Annotated in this window: 20 protein-coding genes; 9 read left to right on the top strand and 11 right to left on the bottom strand. The window is 64.8% G+C overall.

Features of this window, described 5'->3' with window-relative positions:
- Positions 1-5 precede the first annotated feature (5 nt).
- Positions 6-746, top strand: coding sequence for a phosphate regulon transcriptional regulator PhoB (phoB, locus tag M2320_RS06640; protein ID WP_184428805.1), 741 nt, complete (start codon positions 6-8; stop codon positions 744-746).
- A gap of 3 nt (positions 747-749) precedes the next feature.
- Here the strand turns inward: phoB and M2320_RS06635 are convergent, their stop codons facing one another.
- Positions 750-1,061 carry a hypothetical protein gene (locus tag M2320_RS06635; RefSeq protein ID WP_264596598.1) on the bottom strand — a complete coding sequence of 104 codons (312 nt, stop codon included), beginning with the start codon at positions 1,059-1,061 and terminating at the stop codon, positions 750-752.
- Positions 1,062-1,265: 204 nt separating this feature from the next.
- Between M2320_RS06635 and M2320_RS06630 the strand changes: the two genes are divergently transcribed.
- Together M2320_RS06630 and M2320_RS06625 are read left to right on the top strand one after the other, a co-directional pair.
- Entirely contained in the window at positions 1,266-4,571 is a 3,306-nt protein-coding gene (locus M2320_RS06630) for a DUF2126 domain-containing protein (RefSeq protein WP_264596597.1), read from the top strand.
- 344 nt (positions 4,572-4,915) lie between these two features.
- A complete protein-coding gene (locus M2320_RS06625; protein ID WP_264596596.1) occupies positions 4,916-5,182 on the top strand; it encodes a hypothetical protein in 267 nt (88 codons plus the stop codon).
- 200 nt (positions 5,183-5,382) lie between these two features.
- On the opposite strand, the gene M2320_RS06620 is transcribed toward M2320_RS06625, so the two are convergent.
- The 4 genes from M2320_RS06620 to M2320_RS06605 all read right to left on the bottom strand — a co-directional run bounded on the left by M2320_RS06620 (position 5,383) and on the right by M2320_RS06605 (position 8,291).
- Complete coding sequence (locus tag M2320_RS06620) at positions 5,383-5,925, bottom strand: hypothetical protein (protein ID WP_264596595.1); 543 nt, start codon at positions 5,923-5,925, stop codon at positions 5,383-5,385.
- A 189-nt stretch (positions 5,926-6,114) separates the two neighbouring features.
- Positions 6,115-7,008, bottom strand: a complete 894-nt coding sequence (draG, locus tag M2320_RS06615; protein WP_264596594.1) for an ADP-ribosyl-[dinitrogen reductase] hydrolase — start codon at positions 7,006-7,008, stop codon at positions 6,115-6,117.
- Positions 7,005-7,787, bottom strand: a complete 783-nt coding sequence (locus M2320_RS06610) for an NAD(+)--dinitrogen-reductase ADP-D-ribosyltransferase (protein ID WP_184428801.1) — start codon at positions 7,785-7,787, stop codon at positions 7,005-7,007. The genes draG and M2320_RS06610 overlap by 4 nt, the downstream gene beginning before the upstream one ends.
- A 60-nt stretch (positions 7,788-7,847) precedes the next feature.
- Positions 7,848-8,291: a response regulator gene (locus M2320_RS06605; RefSeq protein ID WP_184428800.1), complete on the bottom strand. Its 444-nt coding sequence runs from the start codon at positions 8,289-8,291 to the stop codon at positions 7,848-7,850.
- Between the two features lie 143 nt (positions 8,292-8,434).
- On the opposite strand from M2320_RS06605, the gene M2320_RS06600 reads away from it, so the two are divergent.
- A complete protein-coding gene (locus M2320_RS06600; protein WP_264596593.1) occupies positions 8,435-9,532 on the top strand; it encodes a sensor histidine kinase in 1,098 nt (365 codons plus the stop codon).
- 134 nt (positions 9,533-9,666) lie between these two features.
- Positions 9,667-10,878 (top strand): NADP-dependent isocitrate dehydrogenase, encoded by a 1,212-nt coding sequence (locus M2320_RS06595; RefSeq protein WP_184428798.1) that lies wholly within the window; start codon positions 9,667-9,669, stop codon positions 10,876-10,878.
- 79 nt (positions 10,879-10,957) lie between these two features.
- Here M2320_RS06595 and M2320_RS06590 read toward each other — a convergent pair whose 3' ends face one another.
- Positions 10,958-11,422: a hypothetical protein gene (locus M2320_RS06590; RefSeq protein ID WP_264596592.1), complete on the bottom strand. Its 465-nt coding sequence runs from the start codon at positions 11,420-11,422 to the stop codon at positions 10,958-10,960.
- 157 nt (positions 11,423-11,579) lie between these two features.
- Between M2320_RS06590 and M2320_RS06585 the strand changes: the two genes are divergently transcribed.
- Together M2320_RS06585 and M2320_RS06580 are read left to right on the top strand one after the other, a co-directional pair.
- The gene (locus M2320_RS06585) at positions 11,580-11,828 is read left to right on the top strand and encodes a hypothetical protein (protein ID WP_184428796.1); all 249 of its coding nucleotides are present in this window, start codon (positions 11,580-11,582) and stop codon (positions 11,826-11,828) included.
- Positions 11,829-11,948: 120 nt separating this feature from the next.
- Entirely contained in the window at positions 11,949-12,464 is a 516-nt protein-coding gene (locus M2320_RS06580; protein ID WP_264596591.1) for a DUF2147 domain-containing protein, read from the top strand.
- A gap of 11 nt (positions 12,465-12,475) precedes the next feature.
- Here the strand turns inward: M2320_RS06580 and M2320_RS06575 are convergent, their stop codons facing one another.
- Positions 12,476-13,093: a response regulator transcription factor gene (locus tag M2320_RS06575; RefSeq protein ID WP_184428794.1), complete on the bottom strand. Its 618-nt coding sequence runs from the start codon at positions 13,091-13,093 to the stop codon at positions 12,476-12,478.
- A 194-nt stretch (positions 13,094-13,287) separates the two neighbouring features.
- On the opposite strand from M2320_RS06575, the gene M2320_RS06570 reads away from it, so the two are divergent.
- On the top strand, positions 13,288-15,171 hold the full coding sequence (locus M2320_RS06570) for a PAS domain S-box protein (RefSeq protein ID WP_264596590.1): 1,884 nt from the start codon (positions 13,288-13,290) through the stop codon (positions 15,169-15,171).
- Positions 15,172-15,255: 84 nt separating this feature from the next.
- Positions 15,256-15,648 carry a hypothetical protein gene (locus M2320_RS06565; protein WP_264596589.1) on the top strand — a complete coding sequence of 131 codons (393 nt, stop codon included), beginning with the start codon at positions 15,256-15,258 and terminating at the stop codon, positions 15,646-15,648.
- 58 nt (positions 15,649-15,706) lie between these two features.
- Here the strand turns inward: M2320_RS06565 and M2320_RS06560 are convergent, their stop codons facing one another.
- From M2320_RS06560 to M2320_RS06545, 4 genes are all read right to left on the bottom strand, one after another.
- Positions 15,707-16,603 carry a LysR family transcriptional regulator gene (locus M2320_RS06560; protein WP_264596588.1) on the bottom strand — a complete coding sequence of 299 codons (897 nt, stop codon included), beginning with the start codon at positions 16,601-16,603 and terminating at the stop codon, positions 15,707-15,709.
- A 3-nt stretch (positions 16,604-16,606) separates the two neighbouring features.
- Positions 16,607-18,403, bottom strand: coding sequence for an AsmA family protein (locus M2320_RS06555; protein WP_264596587.1), 1,797 nt, complete (start codon positions 18,401-18,403; stop codon positions 16,607-16,609).
- Positions 18,404-18,791: 388 nt separating this feature from the next.
- On the bottom strand, positions 18,792-19,913 hold the full coding sequence (locus M2320_RS06550; protein ID WP_264596586.1) for a glycosyltransferase family 4 protein: 1,122 nt from the start codon (positions 19,911-19,913) through the stop codon (positions 18,792-18,794).
- A gap of 80 nt (positions 19,914-19,993) precedes the next feature.
- A complete protein-coding gene (locus M2320_RS06545; RefSeq protein WP_264596585.1) occupies positions 19,994-20,341 on the bottom strand; it encodes a DUF423 domain-containing protein in 348 nt (115 codons plus the stop codon).
- Between the last annotated feature and the right edge of the window lie 27 nt (positions 20,342-20,368).

The following is a 20,368-nucleotide window of genomic DNA, read 5'->3' as shown; positions in this document are numbered from 1 at the left end:
ACGCCATGAACGAGACGCGCGCGATGACTGTGAGCGCCCCCCAGCGCGGGGCGCCGCGCATTCTGGTGGTCGAGGACGAATCCGCTTTGTCCCTGCTGCTCGCCTATAATCTCGAAGCCGAAGGGTTTTTGGTTGAGCGCGTCGAGCGCGGTGACGAGGCGGAATTGCGGCTGGAGGAATCCGTCCCCGATCTCGTCATCCTCGACTGGATGCTTCCTGGCGTCTCCGGCCTGGAAATCTGCCGGCGGCTGCGGGCGCGGGACGCCACCCGCACATTGCCGGTGATCATGCTCACCGCGCGCGGCGAAGAGGGCGAGCGGGTCCGCGGGCTTTCCGTGGGCGCCGACGATTATGTGGTCAAGCCGTTTTCCGTGCCGGAATTGATGGCGCGGGTGCGGGCGCTGCTGCGCCGGTCGCGTCCGGAGCGGGTGGCGACGAAATTGTCGGCGGGCGACATCGAACTGGATCGCGAAACCCGGCGGGTGCGCCGGGGCGGCCGCGACATTCATCTGGGGCCGACGGAGTTCCGGCTGCTGGAATATTTGATGGAAAAGCCCGGCCGGGTTTTTGCGCGCTCGCAGCTCTTGGACAGTGTCTGGGGGTTTTCCGTCGAGATCGACGAGCGCACCGTGGACGTTCATATCGGCCGGCTGCGGAAAGCGCTGGCCAAGGCGACGGAAACCGACCCGATCCGCACGGTGCGCGGCGCCGGCTATTCTTTTGACGAGACGTTTGGAAGGGCGTGAGGGTCAGTGTTCGTCGAGGCCGAGGCGCTGTTCCACGCGCCTCATTCGGGCCTCGAGATCGGCGATGATGGCGCCATGGCCGATGACCGAGGAATGATAGTCCACCACCGCGCGGCGCAGGCCGACGATCTGGTCCGACAGCTCTTTGTTGGTGACGTCCAGCTTGTTGTCCAGCCGGTGCAGGTCCGAGGCCACGTCGGCGCGCAGGGAATGCATGTCGGATTGCAAATCCGCTATGTCGTCCTTGGTCGCCATCTTCTCGCGCATGTCGCGCAAAAGCTGGAGCACAAGGTTTTCGCGTTCGTTTGCGGTCATGTCGCTTTCCTGGCCCCATCTTTATAAGGCAAATCCGCCGCCAGCGGAACCGTGCGGCCGGTTGCAACGCCGGGCGCGCTTGACCTGTGCCTATAGTTTAGGCGCCTTCCTTGTTTCCTCGCCCATCTGTCCAGATTTAGGACGTGACAGCCCCGGCTCGGGCCGCGCATAAAGTCGCGCGACGCAACAAAGGACGGGGCGACCATGGCCATTCTCGCCAAACTGCATCATTCCACGCGATACAGCTACGATCGCCCGGTGATGCTGGGGCCACAGGTGGTGCGGCTGCGTCCCGCCCCCCATTGCCGGACCCCCGTCCACGCCTATGCGCTGAAAATCGAGCCGGCCAATCATTTCATCAACTGGCAGCAGGACCCGCACGGCAATTATCTGGCGCGCCTGGTCTTCCCCGAGCCGACCGACGAATTTTCCGTCACCGTCGATCTCCTGGCGGAAATGGCGGTCTACAATCCCTTCGATTTCTTCATCGAAGATTACGCGCAAAAAGTCCCGTTCAACTACGCCGACAGTCTCGCCAAGGACATTTCCGCCTATATTGGCGCGGAGCCGGCGGGGCCGCTGTTGCAGGACTATCTCGCTGGGATTTCCCGCGTGGAAACGCCCACCGTGGATTTCCTCGTGGCGCTCAACACCGCCCTGCAGCACAGAATCAAATATGTGGTGCGCATGGAGCCGGGCGTGCAGTCGCCCGAGCAGACCTTGCAACTGGGCTCCGGCTCGTGCCGCGACACCGGCTGGCTGCTGGTGCAGATTCTGCGGCATCTCGGCTTCGCCGCGCGCTTCGTCTCCGGCTATCTCATTCAGTTGAAGCCCGATCTGGAGGCGCTGGACGGGCCCTCCGGCACGGATCACGATTTCACCGACCTGCACGCCTGGGCCGAGGTCTATATTCCCGGCGCCGGTTGGATCGGCCTCGACCCGACCTCCGGCCTGTTCGCCGGCGAGGGCCATCTGCCCATCGCCGCCACGCCGCATTTTTCCTCCGCCTCGCCCATCGACGGGTCTTACACGGGGGATGCTCGCGCCGATTTCGCCTTCGAAATGCGCGTGGATCGGGTCGATGAAAAGCCGCGCGTCACCGCGCCGTTCTCGGATGAAGCCTGGCTGCGGCTCGACGCGCTCGGAAAACTGGTAGACCAGGATTTGCGCCTCCAGGACGTGCGTCTCACCATGGGCGGCGAGCCGACCTTCGTCTCCATCGACGATTATCAGGCGGCGGAATGGAACACCGATGCGGTGGGGCCGACCAAGCGCGGCATCGCCGACCAGTTGATCCGGCGGCTGCGGGAAAAATTTGCGCCCAACGGCTTTCTGCACTACGGGCAGGGCAAGTGGTATCCCGGCGAAAGCCTGCCGCGCTGGACCTTTTCGCTCTATTGGCGCAAGGACGGCGAGCCGATCTGGCGCGACATCAATCTGATCGCCCGCGAGACTCCGGCCGAACAGGCGACGCCGGAGCAGGCGCAGGTTTTTTGCGCGGCGGTCGCCGAAAAACTCGACATCACCCCCGACCATGTCGTGCCCGCCTATGAAGACCCCGCCGAATGGGTGCTGAAAGAGGCGGACCTTCCCTTCAATGTCACGCCGGGCGACAGCCGGCTCGCCGAGCCGGAGGAGCGCGCCCGTTTCGCCCGCGTGTTCGGCCATGGCCTGCACCGGCCCAGCGGCTTTGTGCTGCCGGTGCAAAGGTGGAACAGCGCGCCGCGCAAAAAATCGTGGATCAGCCAGAAATGGCCGCTGCGGCGCGGGGCCTTGTTCTTGAAGCCCGGCGATTCTCCGGTCGGCTATCGCCTGCCGCTGGCGTCGCTGCCCTATATCGCTCCCGACGCCTATCCGTTCATCATGGAGCAGGACCCGACGGCGGAGCTGCCGCCGCTGCCCCGGGCCACCGAGATCGCGCAAAAATTCAAGCGCGGCGCCCGCGAGGCCGGCCGCGCCGAGCAGAATGAGCAGACGCTGGGCGATCACAGCGTCGAGGTGCGCACGGCGCTCGCCGTGGAGCCGCGCGACGGCAAGCTGCATGTGTTCATGCCGCCGGTGAAGGCGCTGGAGGATTATCTGGACCTGCTGGCGGCGGTGGAGGCCTCCGCCGCCGAAACCGGCCTGCCCGTGCATATCGAAGGCTATGCGCCGCCGGTCGATCCGCGCCTGCAGGTGATCCGCGTCGCGCCCGATCCCGGCGTGATCGAGGTCAATGTCCATCCCACCGACAATTGGGACGAGCTGGTCAATATTTCGCGCACGCTCTACGAGGAGGCGCGGCAGTGCCGGCTGGGCACGGAAAAATTCATGGTCGACGGCCGCCATGTCGGCACCGGCGGCGGCAATCATGTGGTGATCGGCGGCGCCACGCCGATGGATTCGCCGTTCCTGCGGCGCCCCGACCTGCTCAAGAGTCTGGTGCTGTACTGGCAACGCCGGCCGTCGCTGTCCTATCTGTTCTCCGGCCTGTTCATCGGCCCGACCTCGCAGTCGCCGCGCGTCGACGAGGCGCGCCATGACGCGCTCTATGAGCTGGAAATCGCTTTGTCCATGACCCCGCCGCCCGGCGAAGGCGCGCCGCCCTGGCTGGTCGACCGGCTCTATCGCAACCTGCTCACCGATGTCACCGGCAACACCCACCGCTCTGAAATCTGCATCGACAAGCTATATTCGCCGTCGGGGCCGACGGGACGGCTCGGGCTGGTCGAATTCCGCGCCTTCGAAATGCCGCCGGACGCGCGCATGTCGCTGGCGCAGCAACTGCTGTTGCGCGCCTTGGTCGCGTGGTTCTGGCGCGAGCCGCAGGATGGCAATCTTTCGCGCTGGGGCACCAGCCTGCATGACCGCTTCATGCTGCCGCATTACGTCTGGCGCGACTTTTTGGAGGTTTTGGACGATCTCAAGCGCGCCGGCTACGCCTTCGACCCCGAATGGTATCGCGCGCAATTCGAGTTCCGCTTCCCCTTCTACGGGCAGGTCGAGCATTCCGGCGTAAAACTGGAGGTCCGGCAGGCGCTGGAGCCCTGGCATGTGATGGGCGAGGAAGGGGCGATTGGCGGCACGGTGCGCTATGTCGATTCCTCGGTCGAGCGCCTGCAGGTGCGCGTGGAAGGGTTTAATGAGGCGCGCCACGTCGTGACCTGCAACGGCCGCAAGCTGCCGATGGGATCGACCGGCGTGCGCGGCGAGGCGGTCGCGGGGGTGCGCTTCAAGGCGTGGCAGCCCTATTCGGGCCTGCATCCGACGGTGTGGCCGCATGTGCCGCTGACGTTCGATATCGTGGACAAATGGTCGAAGCGGTCGCTCGGCGGCTGCGTCTATTATTCCGCGCATCCCGGCGGCCGCAATTACGAGACGTTCCCGGTCAATTCCTACGAGGCGGAGGCGCGGCGTCTGGCCCGCTTCCAGGACCACGGGCATACGCCGGGGTCGATTGTGCTGCCGCATGACGAGGTTTCGGGAGATTTCCCGACCACGCTGGATTTGCGGCGGCCGCGGGGCGTTTAGCGCGGATGTAGTGGGGCAGGGGACAGGAACGCATTGCGCCCTCACGAGTCGCCAATGCGCTCAGGGTTGAACAGCGCAATGCGATCCAGTCCCCGCACCAAAACCGGCAAAAAGTGAAAAGGAGTCGTGTGGCTTGACAAAGCCGGAATTTGTTCATGTTATGTTCCGGATGAAACTTTAGGACCTATATACGAGTGTGACCTAATATGAGGGTGTGCGATTGGTATTGACACCAGGCGAAATTTGTGAATTGCGAAGGCAGGCAAAATTTCGTTTCCCATTCGGGGTCGAATGGGTTAGAGTGCGAGGACTGGTTTGGGACAAATGTCAAGAGGTATGTTTAAATGACAACCGCAAAAATGAAGGCAAAGATTGTGCGGGTCGTCGTTGAGCAGGGCCGTGCAGGGCTTTTTTATGCGACAAGCCCTGACTTAAAGGGGTTACTTGTTGCCAACCCGACTATCGAAGGGTTGAAAGAGGAAATCCCGACAGCAATTGAAGAAATGTACCTCGCTTGTGATATGCGAGTTTGTGTCACTGAGGTCGAGAACGATTCGCCCATGTCATGGGTTGCGGTCCCACAGGGTGCGGCGAGTTCACTCCGTTGTTAACGGAATGGAATAAGGCTCTTCAAAGAGGCTGTTCCAAATCTTTTCGATCGTTTCCGCTCGTTGTTCCTGCGTCTGAGTGTCTGGTGCAGGAACCCTCTGAAGTTCTCCGCTTCGCGTTCTGAACATTGTGGGTACTTTGGTCGGCGTAAGCATCATTCTGTGAACTTCAGCCCAATATTGACTGACTGAAAGCCTAGCTCTCATTGTTCTTCTCCGGTATCGCCAGAGACGGCATGGTCAAATTCTGCCGGCGTCATATCCGCTACCGACGCCTCGTCAGAAGCGCGTGGGTCATATTTTCCGTCTGGCGACGGGAGCTCAGCAAACCAATACCCACCGCCTGGAACTCTAGCGACCTTGTGCCTCATCCGCCAAAGCATCGTTGACAACACCATTTCCGGGTCTGTTCCTTCGATGGTCAACTTGAATTCATTCACAAGCTTGTCATAAAGATCAGAGCGTGACACTGGCGCTCCAGCTTCAGCAATGATCTCGCGCGCATGTTCTGCAACAATTTCCTTCCGGGTGTTTCTACGCTTGGCTGACGGTCTGATGATGGCGGGGGGGGCAGGTGGCTCCGAATGCTCATCTTGAACACCAGCAAACTTGCGCCATTGAGAAATGAAGGCGTCAATTTCCCGAATTTCCGCCCGCGCCTCGTCCAGGAGTTGCTGCAATGTATTGATTTTTGCAGCTAATTCGTCACGCCGCCCAAGCGCGTTTTGATAAGCAATGTCGCTCATTCTGACGTCCACTGATGGTCCACTGATGTTCCATATCGGTGTAACATACAGCTTTGGCATGTGGAAGAGGATTCTTAGTCCTCTTGAATTTGTATGAATGCTGGAGTGATTACAAAATTGCGATGCCTGGAAAGGAAAAGGCGCCGGGGGCGGATCCCCGGCGCCTGGGAATTGCCAGCGTCCTCCGGTTCAGGCAACGCTCAATCGCAGCAGCTGCGGCGTGAGCGCCGCGATTTCTTCCCGCGCTTCCTTTTGCAGCGCCTTCAGCCAGCGTTTCGGGATCGCGTCCAGGCCATACAAGGCCCCCGCCAGCGCGCCGACCATGGCGCCCGTCGTGTCGGCGTCGCCGCCCCGGTTCACCACGCGAATGAGGCAGTCTTCAAACGTGTTCGTCTCAAAAAAACCGCACAGCACGGTCCGAACCGTGTCGACGACATAGGCCGAGGACGGGCCGGTGTAGGCCGTGTAGCGAAAATACGGGTGCTCCTCGATCCAGCGGTCCGCCAGCGCGCGCAAAACCGTCTTGTCGGGCGTGAGCAGCGCTTGCTGGATCAGCCGCATGAACCAGACGCAGGCCGCGTCCGACTTGTCCTGGTTGTGGGTGATGTGACCCTGCTGGACCGCCCAGGCTTGGCCAAGCTCGGGACGCTTCAAGGTCGCCAGCGCCACGGGGAGCACCCGCATCACCGCGCCATTGCCGCCGTCGCCTTCGGAATAGGGGCCTTCGACGGTCCCGTGGGTCATGAACCGGCGAATGCCGCGCCGACAGGTGTTGCCGACGTCGAGCGGGCCGGATTTCAGCCAGTCGGCAAAACCTTCCGCCACATCCTGGGCGTCAAACCCGTTGCGCTTGACCAGCGAGCGCGCCAGCACCAGCGACATTTGCGTGTCGTCGGTGATGTCGCCGGCCTTGAGGCGCAGCCAGCCGCCGCCGACAATGTTCCAGTGCACGCCATATTGCGCCGCGATCTCGCGCTCGGTCATGAATTCGACGGTGGCGCCGAAGGCGTCGCCAATGGCGAAGCCTAAAAAAGCGGCGCTGGCGCGACTTTCGACATTGGCGGATGTGACGAGGGAGGTCATGACTGCGGGGTCACCCAGAAATCGCCGCCGATGAGCAAAACCTCGCCTTCGCCGCGCAGCGGGCTGATCGAAAGCAGGTTGTTGACGAACAGGATCTTGGACACGGGCGCTCGAATCTTGACGATGATATCGCCGAAACAGCCGGCGACATCGGGGTCGGTGGAGGTCGAGACGCAATTGTTGAGCCAGATGAGGCAGCAGGCGCGCCGCGTCAAATGGCTGGCCTCGGAGAGGTTGAGGCCGCGGTAGAGCGTGACATGGGTGCGCTCGCCATGGACGAAGCGGCGCAGAATGTATTGGGTGAATTCGTATAAAAGGTCGAGCTGCGAATAGATGGAGTTTGAATGAAAACGGCTGTCCATCTTCTCCTTGAGATAGGGCGCCCAGGCGGCGGCGTCGCCGGGGGGCAGCGGGTGCTTGTGGTAGCTCGGGCGCAGGCCGAAGCGGCTTTCGACCCAACCTTTCATCACCGCGCCCTCGGGGCCGTTGGAGTCGAACCCCCAGCCTTGCAGCAGTTTGAGATAGCACGAGCGGAACGGGGTGCGGGCGCTGGTCGGGGCCTGTTCGACGTCGATGGCGAAGGCCGCGTTCATGTAGAGCTTGAAGGCGCTTTCCGCGTCCGCCAGCGTCGGCGAATCGTCCAGCATGGCGAAGAGATCGCGGTTGAACGTGCGGACATTGGTGATTTCGATCCGCGGCCCGCCCATGTTGAATTCCGGGCTGGACAGAAAATCCGCGGTATATTCAATGAAATTGGTCGGATGCGCTCTCGGCGTCATGGTGCAGGTTCCGGCTGTCTCGCTGAATAGCGGCGACAGCCGGCGTCTGTCCAGTATTTCCTAGGGACGCGGCGTCGCAGCCCCGGAGCCGTAGGACAGGATGACGCGTGCGATCGCCAGCAATTCCTCCTGCGAGTTCGGCTTGGAGAAAGCGGCGTCGGCGCCCTCGGCCATGGCGTTGTCGAGCACGTAGTTTTCCGTCGCCGTGGTCAGCACCACCGCGGGAACGTCGGTGAGCTCCAGATCGGCGCGCAGGGCGGAGAGAAAACGCGCGCCGTCGACCTTGGGCATGTTGAGATCGACCACGATGCAGTCGGGCAGGCGATTCATCAGGTCCTTGCAGGCGATGTCGCCGAGCGCGTCGAGACCGTCCTCGGTGTGGACGACGTTGAGGTCGATTCGTTTTTCCTCGGCGGCGAGGCCGAGCGCCCGCTTGAGCAGGAAGGCGTCGTCCTGGTCGTCTTCGACAATCAGCACATGGCGGGCGTTGCGCGCGTCGGACATGAATCGATACCTTGATAATGCGTGGAAAACCGCCTGCGAATTAACCGTCTGAAAGTGGACTGAAAATGTCCTATTTGTGATTATACAGCGCAAAGGCCCGGCGTACATTGTCCCGCCCTGAGACGAAACGACGCGCGTGCGCAATGGCCAATGAAATCTTCGCCCTGGCGTTCGAAGCCTGCCCCGCGGCCATGCTCATGGTGAGCCCGAGCGGCCGGATCGAACTGGTGAATACGCAATGCGAGGCCATGTTCGGTTTTCCGCCCGGCGGCATGGTCGGCTTGCCCGTCGAAGCGCTGTTGCCGGAGGGCGCGCGCGACGGGCATCGGGAGATGCGCGACGTTTTTCAGGCGCAACCGACGAAACGGATGATGGGGGTGGGGCGCGATTTGCGCGCGAGGCGCCGCGACGGCGGCGAGTTTCCGGTCGAGATCGGTCTGACGCCGGTGGTGACGCCTGAAGGGCCGCGCGTGCTGGTGTTCGCCGTGGACATCAGCGGGCGGGTCGAAGCGGAACGGCGGCTGGTCGCCTCCATGTCCGAATTGCGGCGCGCCAACCAGAATCTCGCGAGTTTTGCTTACGTCGCCTCGCACGACATCCAGGAGCCGCTTCGAAAAATTTGCGCCTTCGCCGAGGTTTTGGAGGGCGCGCTGGCGCGCGGCGACGCCGAGGAAACGCGCTATGCCGCGGGGGTGATGGCGCAATCGGCGCAGCGCGCCCGCCGGCTGGTCGCCAGCCTGCTCACCTATGCCCGGTCGCTGGAAAGCGAGTTGAACCTGCAGGATTTTTCCATGCGCGGGCTGGTCGACGAGGTGTTGGAGATGTGCGCGCAGAGCATTTGTGACAGGCAGGCGCGGGTGGAGACGCGCGGCGCCGATTTTTGCGTGCGCGGCGACCGCGAGCAGACGCTGCATCTGCTGGTGAATTTTCTGACCAATGCGTTGAAATACGCCAAGCCGGGGCAGGCGCCGCAGGTGCGCATCATGCTCACGCGGGGCGAGCGGGAAAACCGGCTGTCGGTGGAGGATGAGGGCGTCGGTTTCGCCGAGGACTCGGCGCGGGTGATTTTCGAGCCGTTTCGTCGCCTGCACGGGCGCGACGCCCCCGGCGAAGGCATCGGTCTCGCCATCTGCCAGGCGGTCGCCAGCCGCCATGGCTGGCGGCTGTCCGCACGGGGCCGGCCGGGGCGGGGGGCCAAGTTCGAGGTGGGGTTTGCGTCCCGGGCGGCCCAGGCGTCCTGACAGAATCGAAAAAATGTCAGGGCTTTCCGCCATCGCTCCCCAAAAGCCGTATAGGCTTGGGCAAGACCCGATGCTATAGGGCGGCGGCTTGGCGCGTCCCGTGCGCCAATTCGCCGCAGATCAGGGAGTCAGGCATGAGCAAGATCAAGGTCGCCAATCCGGTCGTCGAAATGGACGGCGATGAAATGACCCGGATCATCTGGCAGCTCATCAAGGACAAGCTGATTCATCCCTATCTCGATCTCGACCTCAAATATTACGATCTCTCGGTCGAGCACCGCGACGCCACCAACGACCAGGTCACCATCGATTCCGCGGAAGCGACGAAGAAATACGGCGTCGCCGTGAAATGCGCGACCATCACGCCGGACGAGGCCCGCGTGAAAGAGTTCAACCTCAAGGAAATGTGGAAGTCGCCGAACGGCACCATCCGCAACATCCTGGGCGGCGTGATTTTTCGCGAGCCGATCATCTGCAGGAACGTGCCGCGTCTGGTGCCGGGCTGGTCGCAGCCTTTCGTCATCGGCCGCCACGCCTTTGGCGACCAGTATCGCGCCACCGATTTCAAGGTTCCCGGCAAGGGCCGCCTGACCATCAAATTCGAGGGCGAGGACGGCACGGTCATCGAGAAGGAAGTGTTCAAATTCCCGGGCGCCGGCGTCGCCATGTCCATGTACAATCTGGACGAGTCGATCCGCGATTTCGCCCGCGCCTCCTTCAACTATGGCATCGCCCGCAAATATCCGGTCTATCTCTCCACCAAGAACACGATCCTGAAGGCCTATGACGGCCGCTTCAAGGATCTGTTCCAGGAGATTTTCGACGCCGAATTCGCCGACAAGTTCAAGGCGCTCGGCCTTCATTACGAGCATCGCCTGATCGACGACATGGTGGCCTCGTGCCTCAAATGGTCGGGCGGCTATGTCTGGGCGTGCAAGAACTATGACGGCGACGTTCAGTCCGACACGGCGGCGCAAGGCTTTGGTTCGCTCGGCCTGATGACCTCGGTGCTGATGACCCCGGACGGTCAGACGGTCGAGGCGGAAGCCGCGCATGGCACGGTGACCCGTCACTATCGCGAGCACCAGAAGGGCAAGGAGACCTCGACCAATTCCATGGCGTCGATCTTCGCCTGGACCCGCGGCCTCGCGCATCGCGCCAAGCTCGACAACAACGAGGAATTGGCGAAGTTCTCGGCCACGCTGGAAAAGGTCTGCGTCGACACGGTCGAAAGCGGCTTCATGACCAAGGATCTGGCGCTGCTGGTCGGCCCCGATCAGAAATGGCTGACCACCACCGGCTTCCTCGACAAGATCGACGAGAATCTGAAGAAGGCCATGGCCTGAGGCTTGGTCCAGAACAGGGAAAGGCGGGCCGCTTCGGCCCGCTTTTTATTTGCAAGTTGTTTTGTGTTGTAAGTCTGTCTTACGGAACGCGGCGCAGCGGCGTCACCGGCGCATGGGGCAGGGCGTAATGGCCCTGCGACGGCCGCATGATTTTTCCCGCGCGCAACATGCGGTGCAGGCGCACGGTCAGGGCTTCGCGGCTCATGGCCGCGCCGGATTCCACCACGCCATTGTAAATGTTTTCGACCGAGGCGCCCTCGGGGAAAATCCCGATAATGTCGAGGATGAAATTTTCGGTATTGCCGGCGTCGAAGGCGCGCTCGGGCTCGGCGCGGAAAGGTTCGACGCGGCCCGCGCCGGTTTCGCCGCGCAGCGTGTCGACCAGCGCCGACAGATCGGATACGGCTTCATGGAAGGCGACGGGATCGAGCGTTTGAATCGCCTCGAACTGCAAGGTGAGCCTGCGCGCCTCGCCGAGCAGCATTTTGGCGAGATCGCGCGCCGCCGCCCTGCGCGCCTCGTCCTCTTCATGATTGTAAGCCATGCCGCGCCTCCGCGTAAGATAACCATACGCAAGGCCTTCGCTTGAATCAATGCGCGGATGCCGCAGGGCTTTTGGTTAATGCGCATTGACAATTCACCATAGTGTGTAAGGATACCTTACAATCATGTTTGTTTTTGTTTCGTTCTGGGAGGCTGCGATGGACGGATTGTCATTGGGGCTGGTCGGCGTCGCTTGTGTCCTGTTGGCGGGCGCCGCCTGGCTCGCCGCCCGCTGGCGGATCGAGGCGCATGGCGTGCGGGTTCCGGGTCCGGTGTCGCAGCTGGAATTGCGCGTGGCGCGCCGCGCCGGAGAGGCCCGCGGCTGGCGTCTCTACTGCAGCATCGTGGTGGCGCGCGGAACGGACCGGCCGATTCTGTCTGGCCAACCTCCGGCGCAAGGTTTATAGAACGCAACGTGAGATGGGCGGGCCGCGAGGCGGTTTCGCTCCATGGACCTCGATCTATCGCGAACTTTTCCGCGAAGCGCAGGCGTCCGGCGCGCTGGAGCCTGCGAAGGAGCGTTGCGCATGAAAAAATTGTCTGCAGCCTGCGCCTTTCTGGCGCTTTTCTCGATCATGCACACCCCGGTTTCGGCCGAGGAGCGCACGGTCAAGGGGTTCTGGCAGTCCTACGACGATTCCGACAAGCCCAACGCGTGGTTCTATTTCACCGAAAAGGACGGGGTTTACGAGGGCCGCCTGGTCAAAGGTTTCCCCAAGCCCGGCGAAGAGGGCAAGGTCAAGACCTGCGACAAATGCGAGGGACCCTTGAAAGGCTTGCCGGTCGTCGGCCTGCCGATCGTCACCGGCATGAAGCGCGACGGTCTCGCCTATGAGGAGGGCAAGGTGCTCGATCCCCGCGACGGCACGGTCTATGACGCGCGCATGGACCTCTCGCCCGACGGCAAGAAGCTGGAGCTGCGCGGCTACGTCGGCATTTCCGTCCTCGGCCAGACCAAGACCTGGACGCGCCTGCCCGACAACGCCATGCCGCTCGACGCTCTGCCCCATTCTCCCGTCGCCGGCAAAAAACCGACGCCCTGAGGACAACCGCCTTACGCCTGCTCGGCCTCTTCGGCGAGCAGGGTGAGGCGGATGAGTTCGGACAGACTTTCCGACTGGGTCTTGGTCATCAGATTGGCGCGGTGGGTCTCCACCGTGCGCACGCTGATGCCGAGTTCGAAGGCGATGGTCTTGTTCAGCTTGCCCTTCATCAGCCCGTGGAGCACGTCGCGCTCGCGCGCCGTGAGCGCCGACAGCCGGCGCCGCGCCGCGGCGATCTGGGATTCCGGGCTGTCGGGGTCGGAATTGCGCGCCAGAGCGGCGCGGATCGAGCCGACCATCAGCTCGTCGTCGAAGGGTTTCTCGATGAAATCGACGGCGCCGAGCTTCATCGCCTTGACGGCCACAGGCACGTCGGCGAAGGCGGTCATCACCACGGCGGGCAGGTTGATGCGCCGGTTCTTCATCTCGGCCAGCAGTTCGATGCCGGTCATGTCGGCCATGCGGACATCCGTGACGACGCAGCCGTCGGGCGCCGGCTTGCACTCGAGGAAATCCCGGGCGCTGGGATGAAGGCGCGGCGTCAGGCCGGCGGAGCGCAGCAGCAAATCGAGGGATTCGCGCACGGCGCAATCGTCTTCGATCACATGGACAGTCTGGCCATAACTCATCGTCGCTCTCCGGCTTGGTCGCGGCCTCGAGGCGCTCGTTTGCGGTCCGCTCTTGCGCGGACCTCAGGCGGAGCCTTAAGAAAGACATAACACGGATGCGTTCACGGCGTCAGTCAGGTTGGGCCGCTCGGTATTTTCCGCAAGCCCGAGACTTTGGCGCTGGCGCAAGCCCCGCATCCTGTCCGGAGGGCGAAATGTCCGGAACGGAGATCGACGGCGGTTTGGCGCGCAAGGCGGCGGCGCGGGCCGCGGGCGCATGGCTTCCCCCGGTTTCGAACTGGCCGCGTCCGCTCCGCCTCGCCGTGATCGGCGCTTTCGCCCTCGTCGGCTTTCTGGCGCGCGGCGGCTTCGCCGATCAGCCGGGCGCGGCAATGGTTCATGCGCTGTTCGATCCGGCGCTGCTGGTCGCCGCTTTGCTGCTGGAGCCGCAAGGCGTGGTCGCGGTGTTCGCCTTTGCCGTGGTCGTCAGCTGCACGCCGCTGTTCGGCCCGCCGCCCGCGCCGCTCTCCAGCATGTTCGACTATGTGAGCCTCGCGGTGTTCGCCCTCAACAGCGGCATATTGGCGCTGGTCGCGCGCGCTCTGGAGCGCCTGTCGCGCGTGCGCGGCGAACTCGATGCGCTCGACAGGCGCAACGCCGAGCAATTGAGCCATTTCATCGAGCAGGCGCCGGCCGCCATGGCCATGTTCGACCGGGACATGCGCTATCTCGCCGCGAGCGCGCGCTGGCGCGACGATTTCCATCTCACCCGCGATATTGTCGGCAAGTCGCATTATGAGGTCTTTCCCGAAATCGGCGACGCCTGGAAGGCGGATCACGCCGCCGCGCTCGCCGGCGAGACCATTCGATCCGATCGCGACTTTTTCCAGCGAGCCGATGGCGAAAAGCTGTGGCTGCGCTGGGAGGTGCGGCCCTGGCTTCGCCCGGGCGACGGCGTCGGCGGCGTGCTGATTTTTTGCGAGAATATTTCCGACCGCGTCGCCATCCGTCAGGCGCTGGAGGACAACGAGCGCCGCCTCAAGGCCATTCTCGATTCCGCCATGGAGGCGATCGTCACCATCGACGCCGAGGGCAAGATCATCTCGGCCAATCCGGCGGCCTGCGAAATGTTCGGTTATGCGCCGCCCGAGCTGATGGGCCGGAGCGTCGACGGGCTGATGCCCGGCGCCTCACATGGCGAGCACAGGCGCTATCTCTCCGCCTACGCCCGCAACCGCGAAACCCGGGTGGTCGGGCGCCGGCGCGTGATCGAGGGGCGCCGCAAGGACGGGTCGGTGTTCCCGCTCGAACTCACCGTCAGCGAGGCCAAGGACAATGGCGGCGTCATTTTCGTCGGCTTCATGCGCGACCTCAGCCCGATCGAGGAGGAGAAGCGGCGGGTCAACGCCTTGCGCGACGAACTGGTCCATGTCAGCCGCATCAACGATATGGGCGAAGTGGTGGCGAGCCTCGCCCATGAGGTGGGACAGCCGATCGCGGCCATCCTCAATTTCGCCGCCGCCCATCGCCGGGCGGGGACGGGCGCGGCGGGCGAGGTCGACATCGTCGCCCGGATCGAAGCGCAGGCGCGCCGCGCCGGCGAAATCCTCAAGCGGCTGCGCGGCTTCATCGAAAAGCGCCCGGAGATGCGGGAGACCGAGGATTTGTCGGCGCTGATCCTGGAGGCGCTCGACCTGACGCCATCGCGCTCGCGCGCGCAGATCGTCTTCGTCCCGCAGCACGGTTTCGAGGTGGTGGTCGACCGCATCCAGATCGAGCAGGTGATGGTCAATCTGCTGCAAAACGCCGACGAGGCCCTGCGGCTCGCCGAGGCCCCGGAAATCCGCATCACGCTGGCGCGGCCCGACCCGGAGCGCGTCAGCGTCAGCGTGGCCGACAACGGCCCCGGCGTCGAGCCGGAGGCGCGCGAAAAACTGTTTTCGGCCTTTTACAGCACCAAAAGGTTCGGCATGGGCGTCGGCCTGTCGATCAGCAAGAGCATTGTCGAGGCCCATGGCGGCGAAATCCGCTTTCGCGACCATGCGCCCCATGGCGCCGTGTTCGAATTCACCCTGCCGACGGCGGGCGGCCCGCCATAGCGCAGGCGGTCGCTTTCCGCGCAGGGCCAGGGGACGATGAAACGTGCAGGGGAGGCGGGTTTGCGGGGGATGAAAGCTTTGTCCATGACTCTATTGGCGATCGCCTTTGCGCAGGCCGCGCCGGCCCCGGCGCAGGCCGCCAAAACAGCGCCGCCCGCCGTCCAGGCGGAGTTCACCGGCTTCATGCGCAGATTTGCGGCCGCGCTGAAAGCGAACGACGCCGTCGCCGTCGCAGGCATGACGAAACTCCCTTTCCAGGGAGACGCCGACGTCAGCACCGCCGCGCAATTCCAGACGAAGATCTATAAGGGCCGCTTCTCCGCGAGCGCCCGCGCCTGCCTTCAACGCAGCGCCGCCGTCTATGATCGCGACCCGGAAAACAACGACAATTTTCTTGTTTTCTGTGGCGACACGATTTTCACCTTCACAAGAACGCCCGCCGGGTTCTTGCTCACGGATATTGGCGAGAACGATTGAAGGATCCCGCCGGGCGTCGAGGGCTTATCGGCGGAGAGGTTTTGCGTCGCCAACAGGCTCAGGCGCCGTCCATCTCCTCCCGGGAGGGCGCGCTTTCGAAAAACTTGCGCGGCAGCGGCGGCAGCGGCTGCCGGTCGGCCACCACCAACCCAACCGTCTGGCGCGCCTCGGGCTCCACCAGCGGCAGCGCGACCACGCCCGCCAGCGGGCCGAACAGGTCCAGCACCTGCCGCGACGCGACGCTGGCGACGCCGGGCAAAGCGGCGTGGGTGATGAGGTTGAAGATTGAATTGGTTTCGACCCAGGGCCGGGGCGTCTTGCCGACCCGACGGAACAGGCCGTCGATGATGCGGCGGTTCTGCATGTCGCCGGTCAGCAGGCAAAGTTTTTGCTCGGCGGCCTCCGCCCAGCCGATGTTTTCGCGGCCGCCCAGAAGCCCGTCGGCGCGCGTCAGCAGGCAATAGGATTCGCTGTAGATCGGCTTGGAGAGCACGCCGGTCAGCGGCTCATTGTCGAGATAGGTCAGGCCGGCGTCGATCTCGAAAGCCTCCAGCCGCTGGCGGATTTCGTCCGAGGTCAGCGACAGGATTTCGAGCGTCACCGCCGGATGGGACGCGCAGAACGGCGCGGTGACCCGCACCGCCATGGGCAGAGCGGTGGGAATGACGCCGAAGCGCAATTTGCCCCGCAGCCCCTCGCGCGCCTCGGCGACTTCGGCGCGCAGCGCGTCGATTTCCATCAGCGCGCGGCGGGCCCGCGCCAGCACGATTTCGCCTTCGGGGGTCAGGCCCTGGAAGCGGCCGGAACGCGCCACCAGGGGCACGCCGAGTTCGTCCTCGAGCTGCGCCAGCGCCGCGGACAGCGTGGGCTGCGAGACATTGCAGGCCTCCGCCGCCCGTCGAAAATGCCGTTCCCGCGCCAGCGCCTCCAGATATTCCAGCTGGCGGATGAACATGGCTCAGTTCTGCGGGCCGGAGGGCAACAGCGGCGCGGCGGCGTTCGACCGTCGAATCAAACCCTCGGCGTCGGGGACCACGGCGGGCTCGTCCCAGGGGCCGACGAGGTTGAAGCCGAATTGCAGCGCCTTGCCCTCGGCGCCGGCGCGGCTGGCGCTGGCGTGCAGGTCGACGGAGCGGTCGGCGACATTGGCGCGCCCGGAAAAGAACAGCGCGACCTGGTTGGCGCGCACGGCGCCTTCCTCGACATCGGCGACGCCTTGCGACATGGCGAATTTGCCGGACATCAGCTCGAACGGCGTGCGGCCCGAACGCAGGTCGGCGCCGACCGTCAGCGGACTGCGCTCCATCCGGCGGAACGCGAGATCGAGGTCGATGCCGAACATATCCCCGGAGGCGACGGAGAAATCGCCGCGCGCGTCGAGATGGGCGGCGAGTTCGGCGAAGGAATTGCCGCTGGTTTCGAAACTGGCGGAAAGGTTGGCGGCGCCGGTCAGCACCTGGCGCTTGACCGAATCCCACAGCAGCGGCGCGAGGTCGAGCTTTTCGGCCGCAAGCGAGCCGCGAATGTCTAGCCCGGCTTCGCTCTCCGCGATCACCGCGCGGGCGCGGGCGAGGCCGGAATAGGCGCGCGCCTGGGCGATCGATAGGTCGATCCGGCCGCTCTTCAGGATCACCGACAGGGCGGCGTCATCGAGCTGGAGGTCGCCAAGCCGGGCGCGTTTGGCCGACAGCCGCAGGTCGAGATCGGCGACGCCGAGTCTCGCGGGCGGGAACGTGTCGCGATTCCACTGGCCGTTGGCGACGGCAAACGGATAGTCCTCGAACATGGGCGCGAAATCGAGCGAGGCGCTGGCGAGCGTCGCGGCGGCGGAGGGCCGGGGGCCATTCAGACGAATGGAGGCGGCGCCGTCCAGCGCATTGCCGTCCACCGACAGGCTCAGATTGGTCAGCGCCAGTTCGCCCGGCTCGAACAAGGCGTCGGCCTTGATCCGCGCGTCGCGATACGGCCCAGGCAGCGGCATGGGCACGCCGAACCAGCCCGCGGCGGTGCGCAGCGAGGCCGCGGAGGCGGCGACCTGGCCCTCGAACCTTGTCTTGTCCGCGAGCGTCAGCGCGCCGTTCATCACGACTTGCAAACCGTCGTCGTCGAACCGGAGCGTGACCGGGCTGGTCCCCGCGTTGAGCAGCCGGTCCGGATGGGCCGCCCAGACGGCGAAACGCGCGGGTTGGCGCTCCTCGCCCATGGCGGGCACGCGCGCGTGCCCGGTGAGCGACAGCGGCGCGCCGGCGCGGCTCCATTCCAGCCGCGCCGAAATCTCGTCGGCGGCGAGTTCCGGCTGGTCCAGCCCGGCATGGCGCAGCAGCACTTTTCCGCGGGTGATCTCGAGGTCGCCCAGTCCATCCGCGGGGCGGGTGGTGGCGGCGACCACGGCGGCGGGCAGCCGCGCGGGGTCGAAGGTGAAGACGGCGTCGGCGAGAACGGCGCGGGCGAGATCGAGCCGGCCGGTCATCAGCCCGCCAAAGCCGAGATCGACCCGCAGCGAACTGGCGGAAACCGTGAATTCGCTGTTGGAATCGCGCAGCTGCGGTTCATAGATGCGGATGTGGGGCCGCGGCAGCACCGCGAAGACAGACCGGCCGTGGTCGGCGAGCGCCAGTCCGGCGCGATCGCGGATCTGACGCTCCAGCGTCTTGATCTGCGCCGTCTCCGAAACGGTCCAGGGCGCCGCGGCGAGGCCCAGCAGAAGCAGAGCTCCGGCCGCAAGCGACCACTTGAGCGTGAGGATGAGTTTCATCGCGGCAGGATAGACGCGCGCCTTGCCGAGGAAAACAGTTAATTAAGCGCCAGCCGTCACGCGCCGAAGCGCGGCGCAGCCGGGCGCAAAGCCCTGGCGCTCAGCGGCGGTTGCGGCGCGCCTTGACGGGAACCCGCACGGGAGCCGGCGCACGGCGAGAGGCGGCCAGCAGCAGAAGGGCGAGGGCGGTTGCAGCTATGATCATGTTCGTCTCCTCATCCTTAGTTTGGCGCGCATTTTTGGAAGTTCAAGTGCGGGTTTCGGCAAAAACGCGCGCCGGCGCCGAAATCCTTGCAGAAGCTTAGCAATTCTTTCACGTTTACGATGGGAGAGCGAGCCGCGCCGCTTGGCGCGGACATGCCGCTGCGGCGCCGGAAATGCGGTTGCGTCAGGCGTGCGGACGCAGCCGCCGGTAGAGCTCGAAGGTGCGGCCGTACATGGTCTCGGCGGAATAGGGCGCCGCGAATCGCCTCGCCGCCTCGCGCAGGGCGAGGCGTTGCTCGGGGCTCAGCCGCAGCAATTGGTCCAGCCCATCCGCGAGCGCCTCCGGGGTGAGGTCGGCGACCGCGAAGACGGGGCCTTCCGGCCGCTGCAGCTCCGGCACGGTGCCGACATTGGTCGACACCAGGGGAACCCCGGCCATCAGCGCCTCCGGAAAAATCAGCGGCGAGCTTTCGTAATCGCTGCTGCACAGCAGGCAGTCGAAGGCCGGCATGTAATCGCGCGCCGGCGCGTAGCCGACCATGCGCACCCTTTCCGCGACGCCCGCCGCGCGGGCGGCGGCAAGCACGTCCGGCTCCAGCGGGCCGCCGCCGATCACCGCCAGCAGCGCCTGCGGATGCGTCGGAGCGACCAGCGCGAAGGCTTTGACGGCGCGGACCGGATTCTTCTGCTCGACCAGCCGGCCTACGAAGCCGATGACGAAACTGTCGTCCTCGGCGCGCAATTTGGCGCGGATCGCGGCGCGATTGCCCTGCGGCGCGGCGCTGACGCCGTTGGGAATGAGGTGCAGCAGGTCCGGCGCGATATGCAGGACTTCGGTCGCGTGCCGGCGCTCCTGCTCGGACAGGACCACGATGGCGTCGGTGACATGGGACAGGAGCCGCTCGATCAGCCCATAGATCGGGCGCGCGTCGGGGCTGAGGGTGACGAAAGCGTGGGGCGCATAGACCTTGGCCGCGCCCGGCATGAACAGGCCGGCCAGCCGCGCCAGGCCGCCGGCCTTGGAGGAATGGGCGTGGATGACGTCGAACGGGCCATGGGCGATCAGCGCGCGCAACAGCCGCCAGCCCGCGACAATGTCGTGGAGGCCGACCTCGCGCTGCATCGGCGTCTCCACCAGATGCAGGCCGTCGATGGCGACGAGGTCGTCGATGAAAACCTGTTCCGCCCGGTTGCGCGAATAGATGACGGTGACGTCCTCGCCCGCCGCGACGCCGCTGCGCGCGAGCTCGACGACAACCCGGCTGCTGCCCGCATTGGTCGATTCGATGATGTGGCAGATGCGCATGCCGCTGCGGGGCTCCGGACGACGCCGAACTGGCGCAGGTCCTGGATTGGAAACACAAAAAACTTACCAGGGTGTTTGCGCTATCTTGCCGCGATCCCGGCCGCGGCGACCAGCAGCCAGGACAGGATCAGGGTCACGCCCCCCGACGGCGCCGCCATCGGGAACAGATGCGCGCCGCCCAGCGTGAACAGCGACACGTCCAGGCCGAACAGGGTCGCGCCGGCGGCCATCAGGAGTGCGGCGAGGGCGAACAGCCGGCCGGTCCGCAAGGTCAGCGCCAGCAGGGCGGCGGCGTGGGCGAGCAGGATCAGGGCGACGCTCGCCATGCGCTCCGCGCCCGCCGCATGGGCGGCGACGGCGGCTGCGGCGACGCCGCAGCCGCCCATCACGCCCGCCCAGGCGGTCAGCGCCGCGTTGATGCTCCTCATTGCTCACGCCCTTAGCTTTGGGAAAGT

The organism is Rhodoblastus acidophilus (assembly GCF_025961575.1).
Lineage (GTDB): Bacteria > Pseudomonadota > Alphaproteobacteria > Rhizobiales > Beijerinckiaceae > Rhodoblastus > Rhodoblastus acidophilus_C.
The sequence above is the reverse complement of the archived record's forward strand: the minus strand, read 5'-3'. Positions and strand labels throughout refer to the sequence as shown.

Coding starts and splice junctions, on each gene's coding strand:
- M2320_RS06600 (WP_264596593.1), top strand. CDS start 8,435: ATGGCCAATGAAATCTTCGCCCTGGCGTTCGAAGCCTGCCCCGCGGCC.
- M2320_RS06635 (WP_264596598.1), bottom strand. CDS start 1,061: ATGACCGCAAACGAACGCGAAAACCTTGTGCTCCAGCTTTTGCGCGAC.
- M2320_RS06585 (WP_184428796.1), top strand. CDS start 11,580: ATGGACGGATTGTCATTGGGGCTGGTCGGCGTCGCTTGTGTCCTGTTG.
- M2320_RS06605 (WP_184428800.1), bottom strand. CDS start 8,291: ATGTCCGACGCGCGCAACGCCCGCCATGTGCTGATTGTCGAAGACGAC.
- M2320_RS06575 (WP_184428794.1), bottom strand. CDS start 13,093: ATGAGTTATGGCCAGACTGTCCATGTGATCGAAGACGATTGCGCCGTG.
- M2320_RS06580 (WP_264596591.1), top strand. CDS start 11,949: ATGAAAAAATTGTCTGCAGCCTGCGCCTTTCTGGCGCTTTTCTCGATC.
- draG (WP_264596594.1), bottom strand. CDS start 7,008: ATGACCTCCCTCGTCACATCCGCCAATGTCGAAAGTCGCGCCAGCGCC.
- M2320_RS06590 (WP_264596592.1), bottom strand. CDS start 11,422: ATGGCTTACAATCATGAAGAGGACGAGGCGCGCAGGGCGGCGGCGCGC.
- M2320_RS06620 (WP_264596595.1), bottom strand. CDS start 5,925: ATGAGCGACATTGCTTATCAAAACGCGCTTGGGCGGCGTGACGAATTA.
- M2320_RS06560 (WP_264596588.1), bottom strand. CDS start 16,603: ATGTTCATCCGCCAGCTGGAATATCTGGAGGCGCTGGCGCGGGAACGG.
- M2320_RS06595 (WP_184428798.1), top strand. CDS start 9,667: ATGAGCAAGATCAAGGTCGCCAATCCGGTCGTCGAAATGGACGGCGAT.
- M2320_RS06610 (WP_184428801.1), bottom strand. CDS start 7,787: ATGACGCCGAGAGCGCATCCGACCAATTTCATTGAATATACCGCGGAT.
- M2320_RS06565 (WP_264596589.1), top strand. CDS start 15,256: ATGACTCTATTGGCGATCGCCTTTGCGCAGGCCGCGCCGGCCCCGGCG.
- M2320_RS06550 (WP_264596586.1), bottom strand. CDS start 19,913: ATGCGCATCTGCCACATCATCGAATCGACCAATGCGGGCAGCAGCCGG.
- phoB (WP_184428805.1), top strand. CDS start 6: ATGAACGAGACGCGCGCGATGACTGTGAGCGCCCCCCAGCGCGGGGCG.
- M2320_RS06570 (WP_264596590.1), top strand. CDS start 13,288: ATGTCCGGAACGGAGATCGACGGCGGTTTGGCGCGCAAGGCGGCGGCG.
- M2320_RS06630 (WP_264596597.1), top strand. CDS start 1,266: ATGGCCATTCTCGCCAAACTGCATCATTCCACGCGATACAGCTACGAT.
- M2320_RS06625 (WP_264596596.1), top strand. CDS start 4,916: ATGACAACCGCAAAAATGAAGGCAAAGATTGTGCGGGTCGTCGTTGAG.
- M2320_RS06555 (WP_264596587.1), bottom strand. CDS start 18,403: ATGAAACTCATCCTCACGCTCAAGTGGTCGCTTGCGGCCGGAGCTCTG.
- M2320_RS06545 (WP_264596585.1), bottom strand. CDS start 20,341: ATGAGGAGCATCAACGCGGCGCTGACCGCCTGGGCGGGCGTGATGGGC.